This is a genomic window from Sphingomonas sp. 28-62-11 (assembly GCF_002278865.1).
Classification (GTDB): Bacteria; Pseudomonadota; Alphaproteobacteria; order Sphingomonadales; family Sphingomonadaceae; genus Sphingomonas.
Genome location: NZ_NCGB01000038.1, coordinates 1 through 26410, shown reverse-complemented (window position 1 = coordinate 26410; position 26410 = coordinate 1). Strand labels below are relative to the sequence as shown.

19 protein-coding genes and 1 pseudogene are annotated in these 26410 nt (G+C 62.6%); 9 read left to right on the top strand and 11 right to left on the bottom strand.

Features of this window, described 5'->3' with window-relative positions:
• Positions 1-89: 89 nt before the first annotated feature.
• The 6 genes and pseudogenes from ilvC to B7Y49_RS12345 all read right to left on the bottom strand — a co-directional run.
• A complete protein-coding gene (gene ilvC, locus B7Y49_RS12370) occupies positions 90-1124 on the bottom strand; it encodes an NADP-dependent ketol-acid reductoisomerase (RefSeq protein WP_374127904.1) in 1035 nt (344 codons plus the stop codon).
• Between the two features lie 21 nt (positions 1125-1145).
• On the bottom strand, positions 1146-1514 hold the full coding sequence (locus B7Y49_RS12365) for a hypothetical protein (protein WP_374127903.1): 369 nt from the start codon (positions 1512-1514) through the stop codon (positions 1146-1148).
• Positions 1511-2026, bottom strand: coding sequence for an acetolactate synthase small subunit (ilvN, locus tag B7Y49_RS12360; RefSeq protein ID WP_374127902.1), 516 nt, complete (start codon positions 2024-2026; stop codon positions 1511-1513). Before ilvN ends, B7Y49_RS12365 begins: the two co-directional genes overlap by 4 nt.
• On the bottom strand, positions 2026-3786 hold the full coding sequence (locus B7Y49_RS12355; RefSeq protein ID WP_374127901.1) for an acetolactate synthase 3 large subunit: 1761 nt from the start codon (positions 3784-3786) through the stop codon (positions 2026-2028). The genes ilvN and B7Y49_RS12355 overlap by 1 nt, the downstream gene beginning before the upstream one ends.
• Before the next feature lie 179 nt (positions 3787-3965).
• Positions 3966-5462, bottom strand: coding sequence for a CoA-acylating methylmalonate-semialdehyde dehydrogenase (locus B7Y49_RS12350; protein WP_374127900.1), 1497 nt, complete (start codon positions 5460-5462; stop codon positions 3966-3968).
• Positions 5463-5664: 202 nt separating this feature from the next.
• Positions 5665-6135, bottom strand: a pseudogene (locus tag B7Y49_RS12345) (TetR/AcrR family transcriptional regulator C-terminal domain-containing protein); the annotation flags it as partial.
• A gap of 260 nt (positions 6136-6395) precedes the next feature.
• Between B7Y49_RS12345 and B7Y49_RS12340 the strand changes: the two are divergent.
• From B7Y49_RS12340 to B7Y49_RS12315, 6 genes are read left to right on the top strand one after another with little or no spacing between them, the layout of a single operon-like run.
• Complete coding sequence (locus B7Y49_RS12340; RefSeq protein WP_374127899.1) at positions 6396-8546, top strand: FAD-dependent oxidoreductase; 2151 nt, start codon at positions 6396-6398, stop codon at positions 8544-8546.
• A gap of 6 nt (positions 8547-8552) precedes the next feature.
• The gene (locus tag B7Y49_RS12335) at positions 8553-9344 is read left to right on the top strand and encodes a DUF547 domain-containing protein (RefSeq protein ID WP_374127898.1); all 792 of its coding nucleotides are present in this window, start codon (positions 8553-8555) and stop codon (positions 9342-9344) included.
• Between the two features lie 36 nt (positions 9345-9380).
• Positions 9381-10676, top strand: a complete 1296-nt coding sequence (locus B7Y49_RS12330) for a DUF3047 domain-containing protein (RefSeq protein WP_374127897.1) — start codon at positions 9381-9383, stop codon at positions 10674-10676.
• 36 nt (positions 10677-10712) lie between these two features.
• Entirely contained in the window at positions 10713-13721 is a 3009-nt protein-coding gene (locus B7Y49_RS12325; protein WP_374127896.1) for a TonB-dependent receptor domain-containing protein, read from the top strand.
• 12 nt (positions 13722-13733) lie between these two features.
• A complete protein-coding gene (locus tag B7Y49_RS12320) occupies positions 13734-15002 on the top strand; it encodes a NupC/NupG family nucleoside CNT transporter (RefSeq protein WP_374127895.1) in 1269 nt (422 codons plus the stop codon).
• Positions 15003-15006: 4 nt separating this feature from the next.
• Entirely contained in the window at positions 15007-15618 is a 612-nt protein-coding gene (locus B7Y49_RS12315; RefSeq protein ID WP_374127894.1) for a CDP-alcohol phosphatidyltransferase family protein, read from the top strand.
• 1 nt (position 15619) lies between these two features.
• Here the strand turns inward: B7Y49_RS12315 and B7Y49_RS12310 are convergent, their stop codons facing one another.
• The 5 genes from B7Y49_RS12310 to B7Y49_RS12290 all read right to left on the bottom strand — a co-directional run bounded on the left by B7Y49_RS12310 (position 15620) and on the right by B7Y49_RS12290 (position 20938).
• The gene (locus B7Y49_RS12310) at positions 15620-16426 is read right to left on the bottom strand and encodes a DUF1499 domain-containing protein (protein ID WP_374127893.1); all 807 of its coding nucleotides are present in this window, start codon (positions 16424-16426) and stop codon (positions 15620-15622) included.
• Positions 16419-17243 (bottom strand): sterol desaturase family protein, encoded by an 825-nt coding sequence (locus B7Y49_RS12305; protein ID WP_374127892.1) that lies wholly within the window; start codon positions 17241-17243, stop codon positions 16419-16421. Before B7Y49_RS12305 ends, B7Y49_RS12310 begins: the two co-directional genes overlap by 8 nt.
• 85 nt (positions 17244-17328) lie before the next feature.
• Positions 17329-18471: a galactokinase gene (gene galK / locus B7Y49_RS12300; RefSeq protein ID WP_374127891.1), complete on the bottom strand. Its 1143-nt coding sequence runs from the start codon at positions 18469-18471 to the stop codon at positions 17329-17331.
• Complete coding sequence (locus B7Y49_RS12295) at positions 18468-19484, bottom strand: galactose-1-phosphate uridylyltransferase (RefSeq protein WP_374127890.1); 1017 nt, start codon at positions 19482-19484, stop codon at positions 18468-18470. The genes galK and B7Y49_RS12295 overlap by 4 nt, the downstream gene beginning before the upstream one ends.
• On the bottom strand, positions 19481-20938 hold the full coding sequence (locus B7Y49_RS12290) for an SLC5 family protein (RefSeq protein WP_374127889.1): 1458 nt from the start codon (positions 20936-20938) through the stop codon (positions 19481-19483). Before B7Y49_RS12290 ends, B7Y49_RS12295 begins: the two co-directional genes overlap by 4 nt.
• An 83-nt stretch (positions 20939-21021) precedes the next feature.
• Between B7Y49_RS12290 and B7Y49_RS12285 the strand changes: the two genes are divergently transcribed.
• The 3 genes from B7Y49_RS12285 (at position 21022) to B7Y49_RS12275 (ending at position 26089) form a co-directional block, all read left to right on the top strand.
• Entirely contained in the window at positions 21022-23097 is a 2076-nt protein-coding gene (locus B7Y49_RS12285) for an alpha-galactosidase (RefSeq protein WP_374127888.1), read from the top strand.
• Positions 23094-25019 carry a beta-galactosidase gene (locus B7Y49_RS12280; protein ID WP_374127887.1) on the top strand — a complete coding sequence of 642 codons (1926 nt, stop codon included), beginning with the start codon at positions 23094-23096 and terminating at the stop codon, positions 25017-25019. Before B7Y49_RS12285 ends, B7Y49_RS12280 begins: the two co-directional genes overlap by 4 nt.
• Before the next feature lie 119 nt (positions 25020-25138).
• Positions 25139-26089, top strand: coding sequence for an SEL1-like repeat protein (locus tag B7Y49_RS12275; protein ID WP_374127886.1), 951 nt, complete (start codon positions 25139-25141; stop codon positions 26087-26089).
• Positions 26090-26410 lie beyond the last annotated feature (321 nt).

Here is a 26410-nt window from a genome sequence, read left to right as displayed (position 1 = left end):
CTCCACATGAAGAAAGGGGGCGCTCCTGTTTCGGCGAGCGCCCCGTCCATGTCAAAAACCAATGTCGAAACGCAAAGTTTCCGCTGGGTTCAGTTCTTCGCTTTGTCGACCAGTTTGTTGGCGCCGATCCACGGCATCATGGCGCGCAATTCGGCCCCGACCTTTTCGATCGGGTGCGCGGCGGCGGCCTTGCGCGATGCCTTGAGCTCGGGCTGGCCGGCGCGATTGTCGAGCACGAAATCCTTGACGAAGCGCCCGGCCTGTATGTCCGCCAACACGCGCTTCATCTCGGCCTTGGTCTCGGCGGTAATGATCCGGGGGCCGGTTTTGATGTCGCCATATTCGGCCGTGTTGCTGATCGAATAGCGCATATTGGCGATGCCGCCTTCATACAGCAGGTCAACGATCAGCTTGGTTTCATGGAGGCATTCGAAATAGGCCATTTCGGGCGCATAGCCCGCCTCTACCAATGTTTCGAAACCCGCCTGGATCAGATGGGTGATGCCGCCGCACAGCACGGCCTGCTCGCCGAACAGATCGGTCTCGCATTCCTCGCGAAAGGTCGTTTCGATGATGCCGCTCCGCCCGCCGCCGACCGCGCTGGCGTAGGAAAGCGCGAGCGCCTTGGCATAACCGTTGCCTGCGCCGCCTTCCGCTTCCTGCGCGACGGCGATCAGGCAGGGGACGCCGCCGCCCTTCTGATACTCGCTGCGCACGGTATGGCCAGGGCCCTTGGGGGCGATCATGATCACGTCGAGATCGGGGCGGGCCTCGATCAGCCCGAAATGGACGTTCAGCCCATGCGCGAAGGCAATCGTCGCGCCGGGCTTCAAATTGGCATGGAGATCATCGGCGTAGATCGCGGCCTGATGCTCGTCGGGGGCGAGGATCATCGTCACATCGGCCCAGGCGGCGGCTTCGGCATTCGACATCACCATAAAGCCAGCGGCTTCGGCCTTCTTCGCGGTCGCAGAACCGGGGCGGAGCGCGATCGCGACCTCCTTGACGCCGCTGTCGCGCAGATTCTGGGCATGGGCATGGCCCTGGCTGCCATAGCCGACGACGGCGACCTTCTTGGCTTTGATCAGGTTTAGATCGGCATCGCCGTCATAATAAACGCGCATGATTTGGTTTCCTGTGTTGAATTAAGCGAATGAGGAAAGCGTTAGGATTCCAGCGAGCGTAAGCATGGGCCATCCCATATGTTGGAAGCGGCTCCAGACTGCATCGATCAATCCCGACGCGAGCAGGACGATGCCGGCAAAGCCAACCACGATCGGATCAGCCGAGTCGGGCAACATTCCCGCGCGCCACAAGAGCAGCGCCACGACCAGCCCGAGCGCCGACATGAAATGCCAGGCGAACCGAAGGACGGCACGGGCCAACGGCTTTTGCGTAATCGACGCCTCGACGGCCAAAACGGGGCCGATCAGCCGTCGTTCGCCGAAATAGCTGTGCGCTGCCAACGTCAGCACCACGACACCCGCAGCTGCCTGAAGAAGCACCCCGTTCACGCTGCCTCTTTGCCTCGCGAAATGGCGACGATCCCCGTCCGCGCGATCTCGATCAGGCCGACTTCGCGCATCAGCTCAATGAACTTGTCGATCTTGTCCGTCCCGCCGGTCACCTCGAATACGAAACTCGACGTCGTCGCGTCGACCACGCGAGCCCGATACACATCGGCCAGGCGAAGCGCCTCGATCCGGTGATCGCCAGTGCCCGCGACCTTGATCAGCGCGAGCTCCCGCTCGACATGCGCGCCAGCCGCCGTCAGATCGGTCACCTTGTGGACGGGCACCAACCGATCGAGCTGAGCCACGATCTGCTCGAGCACCGGCGGGCTTGCCGAGGTAACGATCGTGATCCGGCTGACCGCCTTGTCGGCGTTGATCTCACTGACCGTCAGGCTTTCGATATTATAGCCGCGCGCGGTGAACAGCCCCGCGATCCGTGCCAAAATGCCCGGTTCGTTATCGACGATCACCGCCAAGGTATGGCGTTCGACCTTTTCCTGCGCGATCCGCATCAGACGAGTGCCTTGGCTTCGTCATCCATCGTGCCCGACACCTGGCTCGCCTGGAGGATCATGTCGGTATGCGCGGCGCCCGACGGGATCATCGGGAAGCAATTGGCGAGTTGAGACACCCGGCAATCGACCAGCACCGGCCCGTCATAAGCGAGCATGTCGGCGATACCGGAATCGAGCTCGCCCGGCTTTTCGATCAGGATGCCCTTCCAGCCATAGGCTTCGGCCAGCTTGACGAAATCCGGCAGTGAATCGCTGTAGCTTTCGGCATAGCGGCTTTCATAAGTCAGCTCCTGCCACTGGCGGACCATGCCCATATACTGGTTGTTCAGGATGAAAATCTTGACCGGCAGGCGGTATTGCGTCGCGGTCGCCAGTTCCTGGATGTTCATCTGGATCGAGGCTTCTCCGGCAATATCGATGACCAGTGCGTTCGGATTGCCGAGCTGCGCGCCGATCGCGGCAGGCAGCCCATAGCCCATCGTGCCGAGCCCGCCGCTCGTGAGCCATTTATTAGGCGCATCGAAATCGAAATGCTGTGCCGCCCACATCTGGTGCTGGCCAACCTCAGTCGTGATGATCGGCGCGCGCTTGTGCGTTGCCTCCCACAGCGCGCGGACGGCACGTTGCGGCATGATGGCGTTCGGGTCGGTCTCGGGAAAATCGAGGCATTTCACCGCGCGCCATTCGGCGATTCGCTGCCACCAGTCGGCGGTGTCGGGCCGGGGATGCTGGCGCGCTTTCCACACCCGCAGCATCGCTTCGAGCGCATGGCCGACATCCGCCACGATGGGCAAGTCGATCCGCACCGTCTTGTTGATGCTCGATCGATCGATATCGACATGCACCTTGCGCGCGTTGGGCGCGAACGCATCGAGCCTGCCGGTCACGCGATCATCGAAGCGCGCACCGAGTGCCACTATCAGATCGGCTTGGTTCATCGCCCAATTGGCTTCATAGGTGCCGTGCATGCCGAGCATGCCGAGCCATTGCGGGCTGGATGCGGGAAATGCGCCAAGCCCCATCAAGGTCGACGTCACGGGGGCGCCGGTGATCGCCGCGAGTTCGCGCAGCAACTGGCTCGCCGCTGGCCCCGAATTGATGATGCCGCCGCCGGTGTAGAGGATCGGCCGTTCGGCCGCGGCGAGCATATCGACCAATTGCTCGATCGCGGCGAGATCGGGCTTGATCTGCGGGCGATAGGTCTTGTGCTTGATCGGACCGGGCTTGGTGTAGCGGGCCAGCGCGACCTGAACGTCCTTTGGAATATCGACCACGACTGGCCCCGGCCGACCCGAGGTCGCGATATGGAAGGCTTCATGAATCACCGCGCCGAGCTTGGCCGGGTCCTTCACCAGATAATTATGTTTGGTGCAGTGGCGGGTGATGCCGACGGTATCCGCCTCCTGAAAGGCATCGGTGCCGATCAGCGCGGTCGGCACCTGCCCGGTGATCACCACCATCGGGATCGAATCCATCAACGCATCGGTGATGCCCGTCACCGCATTGGTTGCGCCGGGGCCCGAGGTGACGAGCACCACACCGGGCTTTCCCTTCGAGCGGGCATAGCCTTCCGCCGCATGAGTCGCCGCCTGTTCGTGGCGCACCAGGATGTGCTTGATGCGCCCACCATTCGCGTTGTGGCGGAACAGTGCGTCATAAATCGGCAGAACGGCGCCGCCGGGGTAACCGAACACGACTTCCACGCCGAGATCGCCCAGCGCCTCGACCAGGATATCTGCGCCCGATTTTTCGCCCATCACACGTCCTTGCGGTTACCAGCGCCATACAGCGCCCAATCAGTTTGTGCGAGGGCGGCTGCTAAAGATGTAAAATTCTCCTGTCAACGCAGATATTGTAATTTAATTGCGATTTTATAAATAATAGCGATCTATTGCTACGTACGTTGGCGCTGAAGCGGGTGAAATCGGGCGTCGCTTCACCCCATGGTCGGGATGACAAAGGCGTTTCCGCCATCAGGCGATCCATCGGGCCAGCGCTGGGTGATCGTCTTGATCTTGGTCCAGAATTTGATGCCTTCGGGGCCGTGCTGGTTAGTGTCGCCGAACGCACTGCGCTTCCACCCGCCGAAGGTGTGGTAGGCGACCGGTACCGGGATCGGCACGTTGATGCCGACCATCCCGACATTCACCCGTGCCGCAAATTCGCGGGCGGCGTGGCCGTTACGGGTGAAGATCGCGACGCCGTTGCCGTACTGGTGCTGGCTGGGGAGCGAAACGGCTTCCTCGAAATCCGCTGCGCGGACGATCTGGAGCACGGGGCCGAAGATTTCCTCCTTGTAGCTTTCCATCGTCGGCTTGACGTGATCGAATAGCGACGGGCCGATGAAGAAGCCCTTTTCATGTCCCTGCAGCACGAAACCACGCCCGTCGACGACAAGTTCAGCACCTTCGTCGACGCCCGTTTGAATCCAGTTTTCGACCCGTGTGCGGTGGGCAGCATTCACCACTGGGCCGTAATCAGCATCCTTGTCGCTCGACACGCCGATCCGCAGCTTGGCAATCGCGGGCAGCAGCTTTTCGCGCAAAGCCGCAGCGGTCTTGTCGCCCACCGGCACCACCACAGGCAGCGCCATGCAGCGTTCGCCTGCCGACCCGAAGGCTGCGCCCGAAAGCTCGGCAACCACCTGATCGAGATCGGCATCGGGCATCACCACGCCGTGGTTCTTGGCCCCGCCCATCGCCTGCACGCGCTTGCCCGCTGCGACGCCCTGGCGGTAAACATAATGCGCGATGTCCGACGATCCGACGAAGCTGACCGCGCTGATCGCGGGATGATCGAGGATCGCGTCGACCATTTCCTTGTCGCCGTGCACGACCTGCAGGATGCCTGCCGGCGCGCCCGCTTCTTCCATCAATTGGGCCAGCCGCACCGGCACCGACGGGTCGCGCTCCGATGGCTTCAGGATAAAGGCATTGCCGCATGCAATCGCGACGCCGAACATCCACATCGGGATCATCGCGGGGAAGTTGAACGGGGTAATGCCCGCGCCGATGCCCAGCGGCAGCCGCATCGAATAGACGTCGATGCCCGGCCCGGCTCCTTGGGTGTACTCGCCCTTCAGCAGATGCGGCACGCCGCACGCGAATTCGATCACGTCGAGCCCGCGCTGCACATCGCCGCGCGCATCGGCCACCACCTTGCCGTGTTCGGCCGAGAGCAGGCGGGCGAGTTCATCGATATTGGCTTCTACGAGCCGCTTGAATTCGAACATCACCCGCGCCCGGCGCTGGGGGTTGGTCGCCGCCCAGCCGGGCTGTGCCGCCTGTGCTGCCGCGATCGCGCGATCAAGATCGGCCTGCGTGCCAAGCGGCACCTGTGCCTGCACGTCGCCGCTATTGGGATCGAACACATCGCCAAAACGGGTGGCTGTGGCACCGGCGGGTCCGGCGATATGATGATCGATGATGCGCATGAATAGTCCTCGTTCGATTTCCGGTCACCATTGCTGTAGCCCATCGCGCAAGCCATTCGCTTGATGTGCATCCGCTACCGCCATGAACGCAGCAATGGATTGTGATGTTCGCCTCTTTATCGCGGTTGCGCGGCGCGGCAACCTGCTGCTGGGTGGCGTGGTCGATCCGGGAGCGTGGCTGGTGTTCGATTAGCGCTTCAGTTTAGGGACGATAGGCGCTGCGGAACACCGCTGTGCCGCGGGATACGCGCTGTTCGATGTCATTGCTGGACATCGAATGGCGAACGCCGAATTTCAGTTCAACATCGAAAAATCCCTTCCACAAGGCGACGAGGTTATCGGCGGCGAGGCCGCAATCCTCGAATGCCACGTTGCCCGCAGCACGCATTTCTTCAAGTAGCCCGGCAAGGCGGCGGCGGCATTGCGCGGGCCCGGCATCGAAAAACCGTTCCGTCAGATCGGGTATATGCGCAATCTCCTGCGGCAGCATGCGATCCAATGTCGCGCTCGGTGCCGAGCTGAGCGCATGCAACCGTGCAGCCTCGGACACCGTCAGCCCGCCGTAATTCGACTTCCAGTTGTAAAAGGTCGCATCGTTGATCCCGTGCTTGCGGCACAGGTCCGGCGTCGTCACACGAGGCTCATGCTCGCGCAGTGCCCCAATAATCTGATCCTCGGTAAATCGGCCTCACCGCATCTCTCGTCTTCATCTGACGAGCTAACTTAGCAATGGCATGAATTCTGGGGAGCAGGTCAGCGACCTTCTCGGTCGGTGGCGAGGAGTGAGGCAAAGCTAGGTGCCACCAGCTGAATGCGGGCGCGGGCTGCCAAATAAGATGATATCGTCTTATCTACGTGCGGCCTTCAGACAGGAATGGCAACCGGAGCGACAATGCACTAACGCCTGACACCGACCACGCATGGGGGCGGTTCATGAAGCGATTGCTGATTCTGATTCCGCTTGCCGCGATCGCCTTCGCTTTTTTCTATTTCGACCTGGGCCAATATCTGACGCTTGATGCGCTGAAGGCGCGCCAGAGCGACTTTGCCGCATTCTACTGTCAGTCGCCGGTCGAAGTGATTGCCACGTTCTTCCTGATCTATGTCGTCGTTACCGGCGCGTCGTTGCCCGGCGCGGCGATATTGACGCTTGCGGCAGGCGCGATGTTCGGGCTGGTGGCAGGCACCGTGATCGTTTCGTTCGCGTCGTCGATCGGCGCGACCCTGGCGTTTTTTGCCTCACGCTATCTGTTCCGTGATGTCGTGCGCGCGCGCTTTGGCGATCGGTTGCGCGCGATTGATAGCGGGGTGGCGCGCGATGGGGCCTTCTATCTGTTCACCTTGCGACTGGTGCCCGCCTTTCCGTTTTTCCTGATCAACCTGCTGATGGGGCTGACGGCGATCCGCTCGGGCACATTCTATCTGGTCAGCCAGATCGGCATGTTGGCTGGAACAGTGGTGTTCGTGAATGCCGGCACGCAGCTGGCCCAGATTGAGTCGCTCGCGGGCATTGCCTCGCCCGCGCTGCTCGGTTCGTTCGTGGCGCTCGGCATTTTCCCCTGGATCGCACGCGCCGTGGTCGGCTGGGTGAAGACGCGGCGGCTCTACGCGAAATGGACCAAACCCAAGCAGTTCGATCGCAATATGGTGGTGATCGGTGCAGGCGCGGGTGGACTGGTGTCCGCCTATATCGCCGCGACGGTGAAGGCCAAGGTGACGCTGGTCGAAGCGCATAAGATGGGCGGCGATTGCCTGAATTTCGGGTGCGTGCCCAGCAAGGCGCTGATCCGCAGCGCCAAGCTCGCGCACCAGACCCGCCATGCGAGCCATTACGGCTTGGCCGATTCCGAGCCTGTGGTGCCTTTCCCCGCCGTTATGGCGCGCATCCGGCAAGTGATCACCGATATCGAGCCGCATGACAGCGTTGAGCGCTATACCGGGCTCGGGGTGGAAGTGGTGCAAGGCTATGCGACGATCGTCGATCCTTGGACGGTGGCGATCAAGGGCAATCACGGCATCGATCAAACGCTCACCACCCGGTCAATCGTGATTGCCGCAGGCGGATCGCCCTTCGTGCCGCCGATTCCGGGGCTCGACAGCGTGGACTACGTGACCAGCGATACGATGTGGGATCGGTTTTCCACGCTTGATGCCTTGCCCAAGCGGATCGTGGTGCTCGGCGGCGGGCCGATCGGCTGCGAATTGGCGCAGAGCTTTGCGCGGTTGGGATCGCATGTCACCCAGGTCGAGCAATCGGCAAGGATCATGGCGCGCGAAGATGAAGACGTGTCCACGCTCATCGCGGCGCGGTTCCGCGACGAGGGGATCGATTTGCGGACGGGCACGCGCGCGGTGCGCTGCGAACGGCGCGAGGCGGGCCAGTTTCTGATGGTCGAGGCCGAGGGAGCGGAGGCGGAGATCGGCTTCGACTTCCTGATCGTCGCGGTTGGGCGTGTCGCGCGGCTCACCGGCTATGGGCTGGAGGCGCTGGGGATCGAGACGGGCAAGACGGTGATCACCAACGAGTATCTGCAAACGATCTACCCTAATATTTATGCAGCGGGTGACGTTGCCGGGCCGTACCAGTTCACCCATGTCGCTGCGCATCAGGCATGGTTCGCTGCCGTCAACGCGCTGTTCGGCCGCTTCCGCAAGTTCAAGGCGGATTACCGGGTGATCCCCTGGACGACCTTCACCGATCCTGAAGTAGCGCGCGTCGGCCTGAGCGAGGCCGAGGCGAAGGAACAAAAGATCGCGGTTGAAGTCACCACCTATCCGCTCCACGAACTCGACCGCGCCATCGCCGATAGCGCCACCACCGGCTTCGTCAAGGTGCTGACGCCGCCGGGCAAGGACAAGATCCTGGGCGTGACGATTGTGGGCGAACATGCCGGGGATTTGCTGGCCGAATATGTGCTGGCGATGAAGCACGGGCTGGGGCTGAACAAGCTGCTCGGGACGATTCACACCTATCCAACGCTTGCCGAAGCCAACAAATATGCGGCAGGAGAATGGAAACGCGCAAACGCGCCGCAAGGCATCTTGCGCTGGTTGGGGCGGTATCACGCCTGGATGAGGGGGTAGCCTGTGATGAAATTGGTGCTCGCATTGCTGATGTTGTTCGCGCCCCTGGCGGCGAAGGCGCAGACCTTTGATCACGGCCAATGGGATGCGCTGCTGAAGCGCCACGTTGTGATGGTGCGCGGCGGGGCGGCGTCGCAGGTGCGCTATGATGGCATGGCGCGCGACCGGGCGGCGCTGACCGCTTATCTGGCGAGCACCGGCAAGGTGAGCCGCGCGACGTTTGACGGCTGGGCCAAGCCCGAGCAGCTCGCCTTTTTGATCAACGTTTATAACGCCGCGACGGTGGAACTGATCCTGACCGGCTACCCTAAGGTCAAGTCGATCCGTGAACTGGGCACGCTCTTCCAGGGGCCCTGGGCCAAACCATTTGTCACCCTCCTCGGTAAGACGGTGTCGCTCGACGATATCGAACACGGGCTGATCCGGGGCAGCGGGCGCTATAATGATCCGCGCATCCATTTTGCCGTCAATTGCGCGAGCATTGGCTGCCCAGCACTTAGCCGCGCGGCATTTCGCGGAACGACGCTCGATCCGCAGCTCGATGCGGCCGCACGCGGATTCCTGAGCGACCGCACCCGCAACCGCGTGCAGGGAAGCGGGGTTGCCGTGTCGATGATCTTCAAATGGTATCGCGGCGATTTCGAAAAGGGCTGGCGCGGCGCAAAGACGTTGCCCGCGTTCTTTGCCTTGTATGCCGACAGCATCGGCCTCAGCCCAGCGGCGGCGGAGGGCGCCCGCAGTGGGAAACTCACCATCAGCTATCTCGACTATGATTGGCAGCTCAACAAGGCCGCATGATCACGTTCGTTTCGTTCCATCGGCCAGCAGCATAACGTGCAGACTCAAACCCATGCGCTGATCGGCGCCTATTTCTTCGGTAAGCGCGATTCCGGGCTGATGACGGCGGGTGCGGTCGCCGGGATGCTGCCCGATCTGCCGATGATTGCCATCGTTGCGATATTGATGCTGGCAGGCCGCCCGGGACAGCAGATCTTCAACTACGATTATTTTCAGCCCTGGTGGCAACATATCAATGGGTTGAGCCACAGCCTCATCCTTTGGCCGCTGGCGCTCGTATTTGCTGTCGCAGCGCGGCGGCATTGGCCAACCGTCCGCTGGCCCGAAATCTCTGTTGCCATGGCCGCCGCCGGATTGACGCATGCGATTATCGATTTTCTCTGCCACCGTGAAGACGCCCATATGCAGTTTTGGCCGCTATCAAGCTGGAAGTTCGTTTCGCCCATATCCTATTATGATCGCGCCAATTTTGGTGGCCAGGTGATGGTGGTTGAAGCCGCACTTGGCCTGTTTCTGGCCTGGCAATTGTTCAAAATGGCAAAGCGGCGCTGGTCGCGCGGGCTGATCGCGGTGGTGGCGTTGCCGTATCTTGCGATGCTGCCGATGGCGTTTGCGCCCGCCCGTGCTGAACCTGCGCCTGCTGATCCGGAGAGCGTGCCGATTGGCCTGTTCGGCTCGGGCACGGATGGCTGGACGACCATGGCGATCGACAAAAAGGTACCGATGACCCGGTACCGGCTGGTCCGCAGCGGGGGCATTGCCGCGATTGAGGCACGCGCCGATCGCAGCCAGGCGTTGTTCGTGCGCGACGTTGATGTCGCGCTGGCACAGACGCCGGTGCTGTGCTGGCGCTGGCGGGTCGCCGGGGTGATCGACAAGGGCGACATCCGCACCAAGAATGGCGATGATCAGGCTGCCCGCGTGTTGGTGGGGCTCACATTGCCGCGATCCAGCCTGTCGTTCGGCACGCGGATGAAGCTCGCGCTTGGCCGCGCAAAATTCGGCAAGTTGCTGCCAGATGGTGCGCTCAATTACGTGTGGGACAACAAGGCCGCTATCGGCACGATCGCGCCCAACGCTTATACCGATCGCGCCCGGATGGTGGTCGTCCAGTCGGGCAACGCTCAGGCGGGCAATTGGGTGAACGAGCGCCGCGATGTGCTGGCCGATATGCAGAGCCAGTTCGGCACGACCGCTGGGCGGATGACACTGATCGCGCTCGCCACCGATACCGATAACACTGGCGGGACGGCGCAAGCAAGCTATGCCGATCTCCACATGGTCCGCCGGGGGGCGCCATGCCGATTTCCTTCAGATCAGTCCGGCAGCTGAGGTTTTATGACGTTGAATCGACACCATTGGCTGGGCATGGCTGCAGTGACCGTGCTGGCGGCACCCGCGCCCGTGATGGCGCAACAGGCCGGGTTGCAGATCACGATCGTGCGCGCCGATGGCGGCGCGCCGGTCAGCTCGGCCCAGGTGACGATCGAGAACCCCGATGTCGGCCTGTCCCGCGTGCTGACAACCGATGATAATGGTAAGGTTCGTATCGACGGGCTCACGACGGGCGGGCGGTACCGGATCGCGGTCGCCGCGGGCAGCGATTATGAAGCGCAAGCCACCGACGGCGTCGTACTGCGCACCGATTTCGTCCGCGGGATCACGCTGGCGGTCGGCGGCGCGGCCAGCAAGGATCTGGTTGTTACCGGTCGCCGCACCGTGACGGGAATCAATACGGTCAACGCCGAGATTTCTGCATCGTTGCCCGCCGAAACGCTCCGCGCTTTGCCAATCGAGGCGCGCGATGTGGTGACCGCGCTGATCCGGTTGCCGAACGTTGTTCCTTCGACCGGGTTCTTCCCCGAAGCGCCGGTGGTGTCGATCAACGGCGCGAATGGCCTGTTCACCAACTATCTGATCGACGGGCTCGACAATAACGAGAATTTCCTGGGCGGGCTGAAGTTCACAGTGCCGTTGGGCTTTACCCGCGAAGTGACGGTGCTGACCAACAATTATTCGGTCGCGTTCGGGCGCACTGCCAACGGCATCGTCAATTATACCACCCCGTCGGGTACCAACGACCTGCACGGCGAAGCCTATACCCTGATCCGGCCCGGTCGCCCGATCGATGCGTCCTCACCCTTTCCGCGTCGTGATTTGAGCGGCAATCCGGTCGGCGAAAGCTTCGAACGCTATCAGGGCGGCGGATCGATCAGTGGTGCGCTGGTAAAGGACAAGACCTTCTTCGCCGCCAATTTCGAATATACGCGCGACATCAACACCAATGTCATTGACGCGCCGGTGCTGGGCGCGGTGGGTAATGTTACTGGAACGAACCTATTTTACTTGGGCTCGATCCGGATTGATCACCGACTCACTGACGACTGGAGCGTCGCGCTGCGTGGCAATTTTGGTGATATCTCGATCGATCGGCCCGGCGGCGGGCTGGGCGGCGGCAATGTCGGCTTTCCGTCGGCAGGTTCGACCCAGGATCGCAAATCAACGCTGCTCGCACTGTCGACCACCTATTCGGGCGATGTCTGGACCTATGAAGGCGCACTCCAGTACAGCCGCTTTCGTTGGAATTATGGCACCGCGAAGAATGGCCCAAGCCCGCAGGTGGCGATCCGTGATCAGACCGGGCTGACGGTGGGCGTCGTTGGCCATCCCGGCTTTGTCTTCGATGATCTGGAGGAGACGTGGCAGACCCGCCAGAAGCTCCAGCGGCGCTTTGGCGATCACCGCGTTTCAGTGGGTGGCGATTTGATCCATTCCGATTTTGCCCTGCTGGGCGGCGGCAATGTCGATGGCAATTTCACGGTAGAGCTGACCCCAGCGCAGATCACAGCGCTGCGTGCCCGCAATCTCGGCACGACGCTCGGCGCTGCCGATGTGCTTAGCCTGAACCCGCGTGTCCTCGATTACTCGGTCGAGCTGCGCCCGCAAAGCTTTGGCACCGGGCAGACGCTCGGGGCGCTTTATGTCGAAGATGAATGGCAGATCGGCCAGAAGCTGACGGCAACGCTCGGCGTGCGTTGGGATTATGATTCGCTGACCGAGCAGGGCGGCGGCGGTGGCGACGCTGACAATATCGCGCCCCGCCTGTCGCTGAACTACAAACCCAATGCGCGATCGGCGATCCGGTTCGGCGCGGGCCTGTTCTATGGCAAGATCCCCTACACGGTGATTTCGGACGCGCTGCAGCGCAACACCACGTCGGCAGCACTTGTCGGGCAGCTGGGGCAGTTGCAGGCGCGCGGCATCATCCCGGCGGGGGTATCGCTGGCCCCGTTGACATTTGACGGCAACCTTACCGTTTCGCCAGTGTGCGCCACGGTCAGTGCGTGCCCATCGGCTGCCGCCGTCCAGGCGCTCCGCAACACCGCGACGATTAACGAGGTCCGCATCCTGAATCCGAACGGCTATGACAACCCGTACAGCTTGCAATTCAGCGGAGGCTATCAATATCAGGCGAGCAGCAGCTTCTCGATCGCGGTCGATCTGATCTACAACCGGTCGTACAATCTGCTGCGGCTGCGCGACCTGAACGCGCCAGCACCGTTTACCCCTAACCTCGCCAATCTGACGGCAGCGAACATCGCGATGCTGCGCGCCTTGCCGGACAATGCATCGCGAATCACGCGGGCATCGCAGCTGGGGCTCGTGCGGACCCAGGCTGCGGCGGACGCGACCCGGCCGGTGGCGCTGGTACCCGGCGGCGGTCGGCAGATCACGGTTTCCGAAACCGCCGGTCGATCGACCTATGCCGCGCTGAACGTTCAGCTCAACAAGCTGCCGGGAGACGATATCTATGCGTTCCGGCTGTCCTACACACTGTCGCGGCTCCGCAACGATACCGACGATCTGAACTTTCGCGCGTCCAACTCGAACAACTTTGCGGCTGACTTCGGGGCCTCGGCGAATGACCGGCGGCACGTGATCTCGGCGGTCGGGTCGCTGTTCCCTGCCAAGGGGCTGACGGTCACGGCGGCGGGGCTGTTCCAGTCGGGGCAGCCGATCAACTTCATTCCGGATGCCAGCATCTTCGGGACGCAGGACCTAAACGGCGATGGCCAGTCTTTCGGCGAAGCCTTTGTCGGTAATTCGGATCGTTATCCCGGCGTCGGCCGCAATACCGGGCGGCTGCCCTGGTCGACTCAGGTCGATCTCGGCGTGCGTTATGCTTTGGGGCTGCCGATCGGTGCGATCGAATTCAGCGCCGATGTGTTCAACCTGTTCAATGCCAATAACCTGTCGGGCTTCGCCAACGCCGCCAGCACCTCCAATCAGGTGCAGTTCGGTGGCGGCGCACCGTTCGTGCAGCGCAACGCCGGCCCGCCGCGGCAGTTCCAGTTCGGCGCCTCATGGAAGTTCTGATCGGATTAGCGTGTGATTGACGGGCTGGCGCATTTTCAGGGGCTGATCGGGATCGCCCTGTTGCTGGGGCTCGCCTGGGCATTGTCAGAGGATCGCCGCGCGGTGCCCGGCTGGCGCTGGATCGCGGGCGCGCTGGCGATGCAGATCGGTATCGCCGTCGTGGTGGTGCGCGTTCCGGTGATCTGGGATGCGATCGGCCTCGTCAATAACGCCGTGACAGCGGTCGAGACCGCCACCAAAGTCGGATCGAGCTATATGTTCGGCTATCTTGGTGGCGCACCCTTGCCGTTCGCGCTGGCCCCCGGCGCGGCACCACCGGTGGTTATCGCCTTTCAGATCTTGCCGTTGGTGATCGTGTTTTCGGCACTTTCGGCGTTGCTGTGGCACTGGCGGATATTGAGCCTGATCGTGAAAGGCTTGTCCTGGGCGTTGCAGCGCACGCTAGGCGTCAGCGGTGTTGTCGGCTTCGGGGCGGGCGCGAACATCTTTCTTGGTGTGGTCGAAGCGCCGCTGGTGCTGCGCGGGCAGTTCGAACGGATGACCCGTTCCGAACTGTTCGCCATCATGGTGCTGACGATGGCGACGATCTCGGGCGCGATCCTGATCCTCTATGCGCAGACGCTGTCCAAATCGGTCCCCAACGCCGCCAGCCACATGATCGCTGCATCGTTGATTGCGCTGCCCGCTGCCCTTTTGATCGCCCGGATGATGGTGCCGGGCGGGGACGAAACGCCCAGAACGTCGGACGAGCCCGAACTCCATTACGACAGCAGCATCGATGCCATCATCCGTGGTACGATGGAGGGGCTCCAGCTGTTTCTGGCGGTGATCGCGGTGATCATCGTGGTGTTCGCGCTGGTATCGCTGGTCGATCAGATGTTGAGCGTGATCCCGCTGGTGGATGGTGCGCCGGTCACCCTGCGGCGGACCTTTGGCTGGCTGTTTGCGCCGCTGATGTGGACGCTTGGCATTCCGTGGGATCAGGCAGGTGCGGCGGGTGGGTTGATGGGCACCAAGACGATCCTGAACGAATATGTCGCCTATCTCGATCTCGCCGCACTGCCGCCCGATACCTTCGATCCGCGCAGCAAAGTGATCATGACCTATGCACTGTGCGGCGTTGCCAATCTGGCCAGCATCGGCTTGCTGGTATCGACGATCGGCACCTTGTGCCCGGCGCGGCGAGCGGAAGTGTCAGCATTGGGGTTCAAATCCTGGATTGCGGGCAATGCCGCATCGGCGATGACCGGGGCCGTGATCGGCCTGGTCACCTTTAGCTAGAGCGATGTTCGACGCCCGCGTTCGCCCGTTCATCGATCCACCCCTTAATGCGATGGGGCGGGGAATCGCGCGCGCCGGGATCTCGGCCAACCAGATCACGCTGTCGGGTGCTGCCATCGGGATCGGCGGCGCGATCGCGATTGCGGGGCAACAATTCTGGACGGGGCTGTTGCTGGTGATCGCCAGCCGGTTGCTCGATGGACTGGACGGGGCCGTGGCGCGCGCCACCGCCAAGACCGATTTCGGCGGCTATCTCGACATCGTCTGCGATTTTGCCTTTTACGCCGCCGTCCCCGTGGGATTTGGGCTGGCCGATCCGGTGAACCTGCCCTTCGCGCTGATTTTGGTCGCGTGTTTTACCGTAACCGGCATCAGCTTCCTCGCCTTTGCGGTGCTCGCCGCACAGCGCGGGCTGGAGACGACAGCGCATGGCGAGAAAAGCTTCTTCTACAACACCGGCGTCGCCGAAGGGGGCGAAACGATCGCCTTTTTCCTCGCCATGTGCCTCTGGCCCAGCGCCTTTCCGCTGCTGGCGAGCATCTTTTCCGCCATGTGCCTGTTGACCGTGGTGCAGCGGACCTTAGCTGCTCGGCAGGTGCTGCGCCCGCGCGGCTAAGCTACTCCTTCTTCATATCGGCCAGAAAGGCGCGGATGCGCTTGGCATTCACCCCGATATCGCTCTCACCCACCCGGCTGATCGAGCGCATGTCGACAATCGCGCCGCCGGCGGCGGAACGATCGGGCCGCACGCGGACGACCACGTCATCCTTGAAGCGGAAGAAAAGCGAGGTATCGGTCGCCTCGATTGTGCCGCTGGCGGCATCGACCTTGGCGATCGCCCAGCCGCGCTGCTGCACCAGCCGGGTCGCGCGATCCATCGCCTTGGCGGTGTCGAGCGGCAGATGGAGTGTGGCGATATCGCCATAGCCCTTGGCATGAATCGCCTTCCAGCGGTTCACCGGGTCCATCCCCGCATAGGCCGCATCGCCCTCGCCGGGCACGTTTGAGAAGTTATCTTGACGTACCGGCAGGGTTGTAAACTGAGGTACATCCGCCAGATCGGTCGAGACGTCGTGAATCGGCGGCACCGATGTGGCGGCAGACAACTGCATGGCGAAATAGCCGCCGAACAGCACCGAAATCGCCAGCGCGATCGCCACGGTCCGCCCGTTTGCGGCACCCTTGCGCCACCCGAGAACGAACGCGATGATGGCGATCAGACCGCCCACCGCGCTCATCAAAAAGCCGATGACGAGGAGCAGTAAGCCGATCTTGAAGCTGAAACTGCCCGATCCCGTGCCCGCCGCGCCGATGATCGCCGCGACGAAACCCCCCGCGCTCAACCCCAACGCCAAACGTGCAAGGCCACTAGCTTTGCTGGCGGACGCGGCGGGTGCCGAGGAGGGGGAGAGGGCTTCATCCATGATCTGCTCCTTTGATGCTGGTCCCCCTTAACGGTTGAACCAGCAATTGGTCGATCCGTTGATCACGCTCGCCGCGAAATTCTTCCAGACCGATCGTCATGCCTTGGTGCCCCGCGGCGGGCTGCGCGCGGTAGGTGTCGAAAAGCCAGTCCCACCAGGGTAGGTTGAACCCGAAATTGCTGTTGGTCTCGGCGCGCTCCACCGAATGATGCACTCGGTGCATATCGGGCGTCACCAGCACCCGCCGCAGCAATGCATCGAGCCATAGCGGCAGGGCGATATTGCTGTGGTTGAACATGGCGGTTGCGTTCAGCAACACTTCGAAGATCAGCACCGCCAGCGGCGATGCGCCGATCGCCGCAATCGCCGCCCCCTTGATTGCCAAGGACAGGATGATCTCCACAGGATGAAAGCGCAGCGCCGTCGTGACGTCGATCTCGGGGTCGCTATGGTGCATCCGGTGAATTCGCCACAGCCACGGCACTGCATGAAATGCGACATGCTGGCCATAGATCACCAGATCGAGCAGCATGATCGCCAGCCCTATTTCGACCCAGTCCGGCAGCGCCAGCAACCCCAGTACCCCCCAGCCTTGCGTCTGTGAGAGCGCCGCTACCGCGATCGCCGCTGCCGCCAGCACCAGCCGCGCTGCGATACTGTCGATGACGATCAGCGCCAGATTGCCCGGCCAGCGCTGGACTCGCGCGATGATTTGGGTCCGACGCGGTCGCAATCGCTCGAGCGTGGCCATCAGCACCAGCACGCCGGCGAAACATCCTAGCCGAATGGCAAGATAGACAGCACCGGGGGCGATCATTGCCGACGCGCTCCTGGCCAAAAGGGAAGGGGATGGATCACCGGCCGAACGATAGGGAAATGCCGTTCAGGCGACAAGTTTTGGGTTAGGCGCCGATGACCTTGAGCCCTGCACTCGGACGGCAGGCGTGAATCAGGCCGGGTGTGCGGCCAACAGCGGAAAAATGGTCGAGCGCTGCTGCTTGAAGCGGCGCTATCCGGTCTCGCCGCGCCAGCGCGACAACGCAGCCGCCAAAGCCGCCGCCGGTCATCCGCGCACCGCCAAGGCCGCTAGTCGCTGCGGCAAGTCTTGCGACCAGCGCATCGATTTCCGGCGTCGTAATCTCGAAATCATCGCGCATTGACGCTTGGGAGTCGGCCATCAGCCTGCCGATCTTCGCCCAATCGCTGGCTGGCATCGCATTCGCCATGACGAGCGTTCTGGCATTCTCGGTCACCACATGCCGCGCGCGACGATAGGCAACCGGATCAAGGGCTGTCTTAGCGGCTTCGAGTATCGCCAAATCGATATCGCGTAGCGCCGCGACGCCCAGATGCGCGGCCACTGCTTCGCACGCGGAGCGGCGTTCGTTGTACGCGCTATCGACCAATCCGCGTGTGATCCCCGAATGCACGATCAAGACCGCCATATCCTCGGGCAGCGACACCGGACGGGTGGCGAGCGAGCGGCAATCGATCAACAGCGCGGCCCCCGCCTGGCCGTGCGCGGCAATCAGCTGATCCATATTGCCGCAGGCGCAGCCGACGAAATCATTCTCCGCCGCCTGCGCGATCAGCGCGAGTGCGGTTGGGTCGAGCCGCTGTTCGCGATCAAACGCCGCTGCCAGAGCGACGCCAAGCGACGCTGACGATGACAGTCCGGCCCCCTGTGGCACATCGCCCGCAATCGCGATCTTTGCGCCGCCGATGGCAAGCCCCCGCACCCGAAATACGGCGGCGATTGAGCGAACATGCGTGCGCCAGCCCGGGGCGGCCTCGAACGGGGCGTTGGGATCGAAACGGTCCGCCTCGCTATAATCAGCGCTGGTGACGCTGACCATCGCATCCGCCGCGTCCCCGATCGCTACCGCCGTGCCTCGGTCAATAGCGCAAGGGAGCACGAAGCCGTCATTATAATCGGTATGTTCGCCGATCAGGTTCACCCGGCCGGGGGCGTAGGCGATGCGCGCAGGCGCCTCGCCATAAGCCGCCTGATAGGCGGCGGTCGCGCGCTCAACCGGCCCCGTCATGCCAGCACATCCGGCGCCGCGCGCAGCATCGCGGCGGCGGCTTCGGGCGTCAGGTCGCGCTGCGGTTCGGCCATCATTTCATAGCCGACCATGAACTTGCGGACGCTCGCGGAGCGCAGCAGCGGCGGATAAAAATGCGCGTGGAGCTGCCAATGGCCGATATCGGCATCGCCAAAGGGCGCGCCGTGCCAGCCCATCGAATAGGGAAAGCGCGTGGCGAACAAGTTGTCATAGCGTGCGGTAAGTCGCCGCAGGATATCGGCTAGGCTATCGCGTTGGTCTGGCGAAAGGTCGGGCATCCGCGCCACCGCAAAGCGCGGCAGTAGCAGCGTTTCGAACGGCCAGCTTGCCCACCAGGGCACGATCGACAGCCAATCGGCGTTACCGGCGACCTTCCGCTCGCCGCCGGCCTCGCGCATCGCGAGATCGAGCAGCATCGGGCGGCCGTGCTGCGCCCGATAGGTGCGCTGGGTGCCGTCCTCGGTGGCCGCCTCGTCCGGCAGATGCGCCGTCGCCCATATCTGCCCGTGCGGGTGCGGGTTCGAACAGCCCATCATCGCGCCCTTGTTCTCGAAGACCTGTACTGATCGATAGGTGGCCCCCAGCCGCGCGCTCTCGTCCGCCCAGCAATCGACGATCCCGCGCACCGCTGCGTGGCTCAATTGCGGCATCGTCAGCGCATGATCGGGCGAATAGCATATCACGCGCGCCATGCCGCGCGTGCTGGCGGCGGCGAACAGCGGGTCATCGCTGGCGCTGTCAGGCGTATCAGGCAGCACGGCGGCGAAATCATTGTCGAACGCAAAGGTGCCGACATAATCGGGGTTCCGCTGCCCACCTGCGCGCGCATTGCCGGGGCACAGGTAACAGTCCGGATCATAGGACGGTGCCGGCGGGTCAGCTGTATCCTCCTGCCCCTGCCACGGTCGCGCCAACCGGTGCGGCGACACCAGCACCCAGCGCCCGTTTAGCGGATTGCGCCGCCGATGGGGTTGATCGGGCGGCGTGCTCACGCCGCCGCGCGCCGCCAGCTGATGAACTGTGCCGTCCGGCCCAGAACGACCCGGTTATAGGCCAGCGCGAACAGCACCGAACTCACCAGCGTGACGACCATAAAATCGATGTAATGCATCGTCACGATCCCCGCCGGTTGCAGCCCGAACGAATAGAGCGCGTAGAGCGCCACGCCCCACACCACGCCCGCGGTCGCCGCACTCGCCCCCACGCCGCGGAACATCAGCCCAACGATGAATGCCGACAGGATCGGCATCGATGACAGGCCGTTCAATTGCTGCAGCAAATTGATGATGCTCTGCGCATTCTGGTACATTGGCACCAACGCGATCGAGGAAATGGTGACGATCACCGTAGTGATGCTGCTCAACCGCCAGTTATCGCGCACCGCGCCGATGAACGGCTTGTGGAAATCGACCGCATAGAGCGCGACGGTGGAATTCAACACCGCGCTGGTATGCGCGATCACGGCAGCGGCGATCATCGCGGCGAACGCGCCCGAGAGCCAGCCAGGCAACACTTGCGCCACCAGCAGGCCGTATGCCTTATCGCCGACATCGCCGATCAGTTTGAACGCAACGACGCCCGGCACCGTTACAATGATCGGGATGATCATGATGCGGATCGCCGCCGCCGCGAGCACACCCTTCTGCGCCTCGCGCACGGTCGGCGCGGTCATCGCTTTTTGCGTGATGTTCTGGTTCGTCGACCAGTAAAAGATTTGGATGAAGATCATGCCCGTGAACAATGTGTGGAACGGGATCGGCGAATCCGCACCGCCGATCATCGATGTCCGCTCGGCGGGCACACCGCCGAACAGATCATATTGCACCGCCGCCAGCGCCAGCACGACGATCAGCACGGCAATCGCGAGCACGCCAAAACCCGAATAGGTGTCCATTACCGCAACCGCGCGAAGCCCGCCCATCATCGTATAGGCAGCGCTGATCACGGCGAGGATGATGGCAAACAGGATCAGCGGAATGCCGCCCCCGAACAGAGACTCAAGAAACAGCGCGCCGCTATAGAGCCCAGCAGGCAGGTAGATCAGGATATTGCCGAACAGGAACAGCGCCGAAATCAGCGTGCGGACGTTGCGCGTGTCGCCCTGATAGCGGCGATCGAGCAGCTCGGTCACCGTGGTGCATTCGTTGCGATAGTAAATCGGCACGAACACGCAGGCGAGGATCAGCAGCCCGATAAAGCCCGAAATCTCCCACCACGCCAGCAGCAGCATCTGGTTGCCGTTCATGCCGACCAGCTGATCGGTCGAGAGGTTGGTGAGCGTGATCGACCCCGCGACGAACACCCAGCTGAGGCCCCCGCCCGCCAGATAGACGTCCTTCTCACTGCCATCATGCCGCGCGCGGCGCACTTTCAGCCAGGTCGCAAGACCAATGGCGGCGAGCAAAAGGATTGCCACACCCATCTGGATGCCGCTGTTCAACGCCATGTTGCTTGCTCTCCCCCGAATTTTCCGACGACCATAGGCGGTCGCACCTTGCGTGCAAGCGCGAGCATGGCAAGGGTTGCCGCATGGAGAGTCCGCACCGCATCGACGGTACCGCAATCACCCTTGTGTTCGGTGCAGAGGCCGGTGAGCCGCCGTCGCTGCTGTACATTGGCGGCAAGCTTCCTGACGACGAAGATCTCGGTTCGTTACAACGGGCGGTCCGCCCACGACGACACGGATCGCAGCCCGATGTGCCCCGGCTCGCAACGATCTGGCCGCAGGCGGGGCGCGGATATCTGGGACTGCCCGCAATGGCGCTTCGCCGGAGGAATGAAGCGCTGGTGCTCGATCTGGTGAGCGGCTCTGGGTCACTGGCTGCCGATCGATCGGCGCATTTCGTGCTGGAAGATGTGGTGGCTGGCGTCCGCCTTGCGATCGAGTGGCGGATCGCTGCGGGCGACGTCGTCCGCGCGTCTGCGACCATCGTCAATCTTGGTGATACGCCGCTGGCTGTTGATCGGATAGCCAGCCTGGCACTGCCGCTGCCGGGCTGGGCAACGCATGCAACCCGGTTTCACGGGCGCTGGGCGGCGGAAACGCAGGAGGCGACCGCGGCCATGCCGTATGGCCGCAGCGGGGGTGAATCGCGCGGGGGGCGGCCCGGCTTTGGCGGGGCGAACTGGCTTATCGCACATGAAGCTGGGTTTGGCGCCAATCACGGGCACGGCATTGCGATGCACCTGGCGTGGAGCGGGGATCACGAAACGGTGATCGAACGCGATGCAGATAAGGCGATTGTTCAGATGGCCGCGCGGCTTGATCCGGGTGAGATCGTGCTGGCACCCGGCGCGAGCTTTACCACGCCCGAAGCGGTATTCGCGGTCATCAACGGCGGTCGCAACGCGGTGCGGCAAGCCATGCACGCGCATCTGCGCGGCGACGTGCTCCCCGGTCGCGCCGACTGGCCGGTACGCCGGGTCCATCTGAACAGCTGGGAAGCGGTGGCGTTCGACATGGACGAAGCCCGCTTGGTCCGATTGGCCGAAGCGGGCAATGCCATCGGTGCCGAGCGCTTCGTTGTCGATGATGGCTGGTTCACCGGCCGCCGCAACGACACGACCAGCCTTGGCGACTGGACGCCCGATCCTCAGCGTTTCCCGAACGGGCTGTCGCCACTGATCGCGCAGGTCGAGGCGCGCGGCATGGATTTTGGCCTTTGGGTAGAGCCAGAAATGATCAGCCCCGACAGCGATCTCTATCGTGCACACCCCGATTGGTGCCTCCACCGACCGGGCATGGATCGCCCGACCCAGCGGCGTCAGCTGGTTCTTGATATCGCCCGACCCGAAGTGAACGCATATTTGTTCGGTGTTCTCGATAACCTGCTGTCGGCGCACCGCATTGCGTACCTGAAATGGGATCATAACCGCGATCTCTTCCCCAATGACGGTGTGGGCCATCGGCAGACATTGGCGCTGTATGCGCTGATTGATCGGCTCCGCGCCGCGCATCCGACGGTCGAGATCGAGAGCTGCGCGAGCGGCGGCGGGCGGATCGATTACGCTATACTCAGCCGCTGCCACCGCGTCTGGCCGAGCGACAATAACGATGCAATCGATCGGCTGCGGATCAACCGCGCGTGGAGCCTGTTCCTGCCGCCCGAAGTGATGGGCAATCATGTCGGCCCCAGTCCTAATCCAATCACCGGTCGCATGCTGCCGATGGCGTTTCGCGCCAAGGTCGCGATGTTCGGCCATATGGGGGTAGAGGCCGATCCGGCGGCAATGAGCGACGCCGACCGTGATACGCTCGCCGCGCACATCGCCTGCTATAAACAGTATCGTGACATACTGACCAACGGCGCGTTGAACGAACTCGCATTCGACGATCCCGGCTTGTTCGGCACAATGGTCGAACACGAAGGTCGCATCCTCGCGCTGGTTGCGCGCACTGATATGGCCAGCGATTACAACACGCCGCCGGTGCGCTTTGCGGGGCTGGATCCTGACCGGCGCTACCATTTGCGCTTCCTGCTCACCGATGTCGCGGATACGGTGCTCAGCGGGCGGATGCTGGATGAGGCAGGGTTGGTCCTGCCGCTGTCGCGCCCGGCGACGGCCCATCTCGTCTATCTCGAACGCTTGGACATTGGACAATGATGCGCCTCGGTTGCTGCTATTATCCCGAACATTGGCCCGAGGACATCTGGGCCGAAGATGCGCGCCGCATGGTCGAGATGGGCCTCACGCGCGTGCGGATCGGCGAATTCGCGTGGAGCCGGATCGAGCCGCAGCCTTGGCGGTACGACTGGGCTTGGCTCGACCGCGCGATCGAGACGCTGCACGGGGCCGGGCTCGGCATCATCCTTGGCACCCCCACCGCCACCCCGCCGAAATGGCTGGTCGACAAGATGCCCGACATGCTGGCGATCGATGCGCAGGGACGTGAGCGGTGCTTCGGATCGCGGCGGCATTATTGCTTTTCGCACCCCGGCTATCGCGGCGAGTGCAGCCGCATCGTGGCTGCGCTGGCCGAACGCTATGGCGACCACCCCGGCATCGTCGCTTGGCAGACCGATAACGAATATGGCTGTCACGATACCATCGTCAGCTATTCGAACAGCGCGGCGCAAGGGTTCCGCCGCTGGCTCGAGCGACGCTACCCTGATGTAACCGCGCTTAACATTGCCTGGGGCAATGTGTTCTGGAGTCAGGAATATCGCTCCTTCGCCGAAATCGATCCGCCGCACCTGACGGTGACCGAACCTAACCCGGCACACGTCCTCGATTACCGCCGTTTCGCCTCGGACGAGGTCGTCAGCTTCAACCGCGCGCAGGTCGACATCATTCGCGCAGGATCGCCGGGGCGCGATGTGGTGCACAATTACATGGGTTTCTTCACCGAGTTCGATCACCACGCCGTCTCGCGCGATCTCGATGTGGCGACATGGGATAGCTATCCGATCGGCTTTCTCGAGCAATTCTGGTTCAGCCGCGAGGAAAAGCTGCGTTACGCGCGGCAGGGCCACCCTGACATCGCCGCCTTCCACCATGATCTCTATCGCGGCTGCGCGAAAGGGCGCTGGTGGGTGATGGAACAGCAGCCCGGCCCGGTAAATTGGGCCGCCCACAACCCCGCGCCGCTGCCCGGCATGGTTCGGCTCTGGACGCTGGAGGCGGCCGCGCACGGGGCCGAACTGGTCAGCTATTTCCGCTGGCGGCAGGCACCGTTCGGGCAAGAAATGCACCATGCCGGGCTGCTCCGCCCCGATAGTGTCGGTGATGCGGGCGCGCATGAAGCGCGAGCGGCGGCAAGCGATCTGACGGTGATCGGTGGGCTAGGTCGACCGCCCAAATCGGTTGCGTTGCTGTTTTCCTATGAGGCGGCGTGGCTGTTCGAGGCGCAACCGCAAGGCCGAAGTTTTCGCTACATGGAGCTCGTCTTCGCGATGTACTCGGCGCTCCGGCGGTTGGGGCTCGACGTCGATATCCTGCCCGTCGATGCCCCGCTCGATGGCTACAAAATGGTCGTCGCGCCGTCGCTACCGATCCTCGAGCCTGATTTTGTCGCACGGCTCGCGGCGCTCGGCATGCCCGTCCTGTTCGGCCCCCGCAGCGGCAGCCGCACCGAGGATTTCCAGATTCCCGAGGGGTTGCCGCCGGGCAATTTACGCGCTGCGATCCCCGTCACCATCCCGCGCGTCGAATCGCTGCGAGAGGGGCTGATCGAGCGGGGCGATGGTTTCGAAATTGCCCGCTGGTTCGAGCATGTGGAAACGGCGTTGGTGCCGGAGGAAAGGCTGCTCGACGGGCGTGGCGTGGTTTATGCCAGCGACATGCTGCGCTATCTGGCGGCCTGGCCCGATGCGGCGTTGCTTGCGCGGGTGTTCCGCCGAATGACTAAAGAGGCCGGGCTGGAAACGATCGATTTACCCGACGATCTTCGGCTGCGACGCACGGCGCGCGCGACTTTTGCGTTCAACTATGGGCTCGATACGATCGATCTGGCGGACATCGCGGTTGGCGAAGTGTTGATCGGCGAACGGCATCTGCCACCAGCCGGCGTAGTGGCGTGGCGATGAGCAGAACAAAAGCCTATGGGCGATCACCCGATCAAGATGGCACTGCCGGTTCAAGGCCACGCTCCCTCCAGCGCCATCAATATCGACCGCGATCTTCGCTTCTGCAAAGGCCATAAATCATGCGCATGATTTACCGATCCATGGTGGCGTGTACGCTTCTGGTAACAAGCTTTGATCCGGGCTTGGCAATGGCTTTGCCGGTTCAGCAGAAGCGCCCGACGCTAGCCGGGACGTCATCCGAGGACCCGGCCAGCGCCTTCGCCCGAAAGGACGTCGCACGGCTAACGCTGATGGCAACTCAAGGTGACGCTGAGGCGCAATATCAGCTCGGCAGGATGTACGCCAAAGGCCAGGGCGTCGCACAGGATTACCCGGCAGCGCTTCGCTGGTACCGCCAGGCTGCCGATCAAGGGCACGCTACGGCACAGTATAATCTTGGCGTTGCGTACAGCAACGGCATCGGCGTTCGCAGCGATCAAACCGCAGCGGCGGGCTGGTTTCGAAAGGCAGCCGAGCAAGGAAGCGCGGCTGCCCAGTATAGCCTCGGCGTGATGTATGTTGGTGGTCAGGGTGTGGCGAAGGATGATGTTGCGGCAGCCATGTGGTTTGGCAAGGCTGCAGAACAGGGTTATGTTAACGCCCAATATAACCTCGGCTTAATCTACACCAACGGCAAAGGCGTCAACCAAGATTATTCGATTGCAGCAGAGTGGTTCCGCAAAGCGGCAGGTCAAGGAGATGGCGACGCTCAGTATAATCTCGGCGTTTTATATGCCGAAGGTAAAGGTCTGCCGAATGATGATGCCGCTGCTGCAGCTTGGTACCTTAAGGCGTCGGATGGCGGCAACGCCAATGCACAATATAATTTGGGTATCATGTTGTTGAATGGCAAAGGCCTGACCAAAGATTATACTCAGGCCTATACTTGGTTCACTTTAAGTCAGGCGCGGGCGACGGATGCTACGCTGAAAAGTGAAGCGACCAAGGCACGCGATTTTGTGGCATCCAAAATGTCGCGCATGCAAATCGCCGAGGCACAGCGGCGGGCCAGCTTGTGGCGCAAAAAGTGAAGCCAATGATCCTGTCAGGCCAAGCAATTTGAAGCCGAGCGCTGCTGATTCGCATTGCTTTTTCGTAACGTAGCTCTCGAGGACCTCACCTTTCTGATCGTTGGTCCGCCAGAGGTAAACCATCTCTCCGTTCAGGTTGGCTCCGCCGCCCGTCGGGTCACGTTCATCTCATCCAGGTGCCAATGGCGACGCCCCCGCATTCGGCTGACACGCTGCCACCGAATGTCGCCAGCGAACATTCGCCCAAACCTGTTCCACCACATCCGCACGGTTTCATGACATAGGTCGATGCCGCGCTCGAACGGCAAATCCCTGACAATC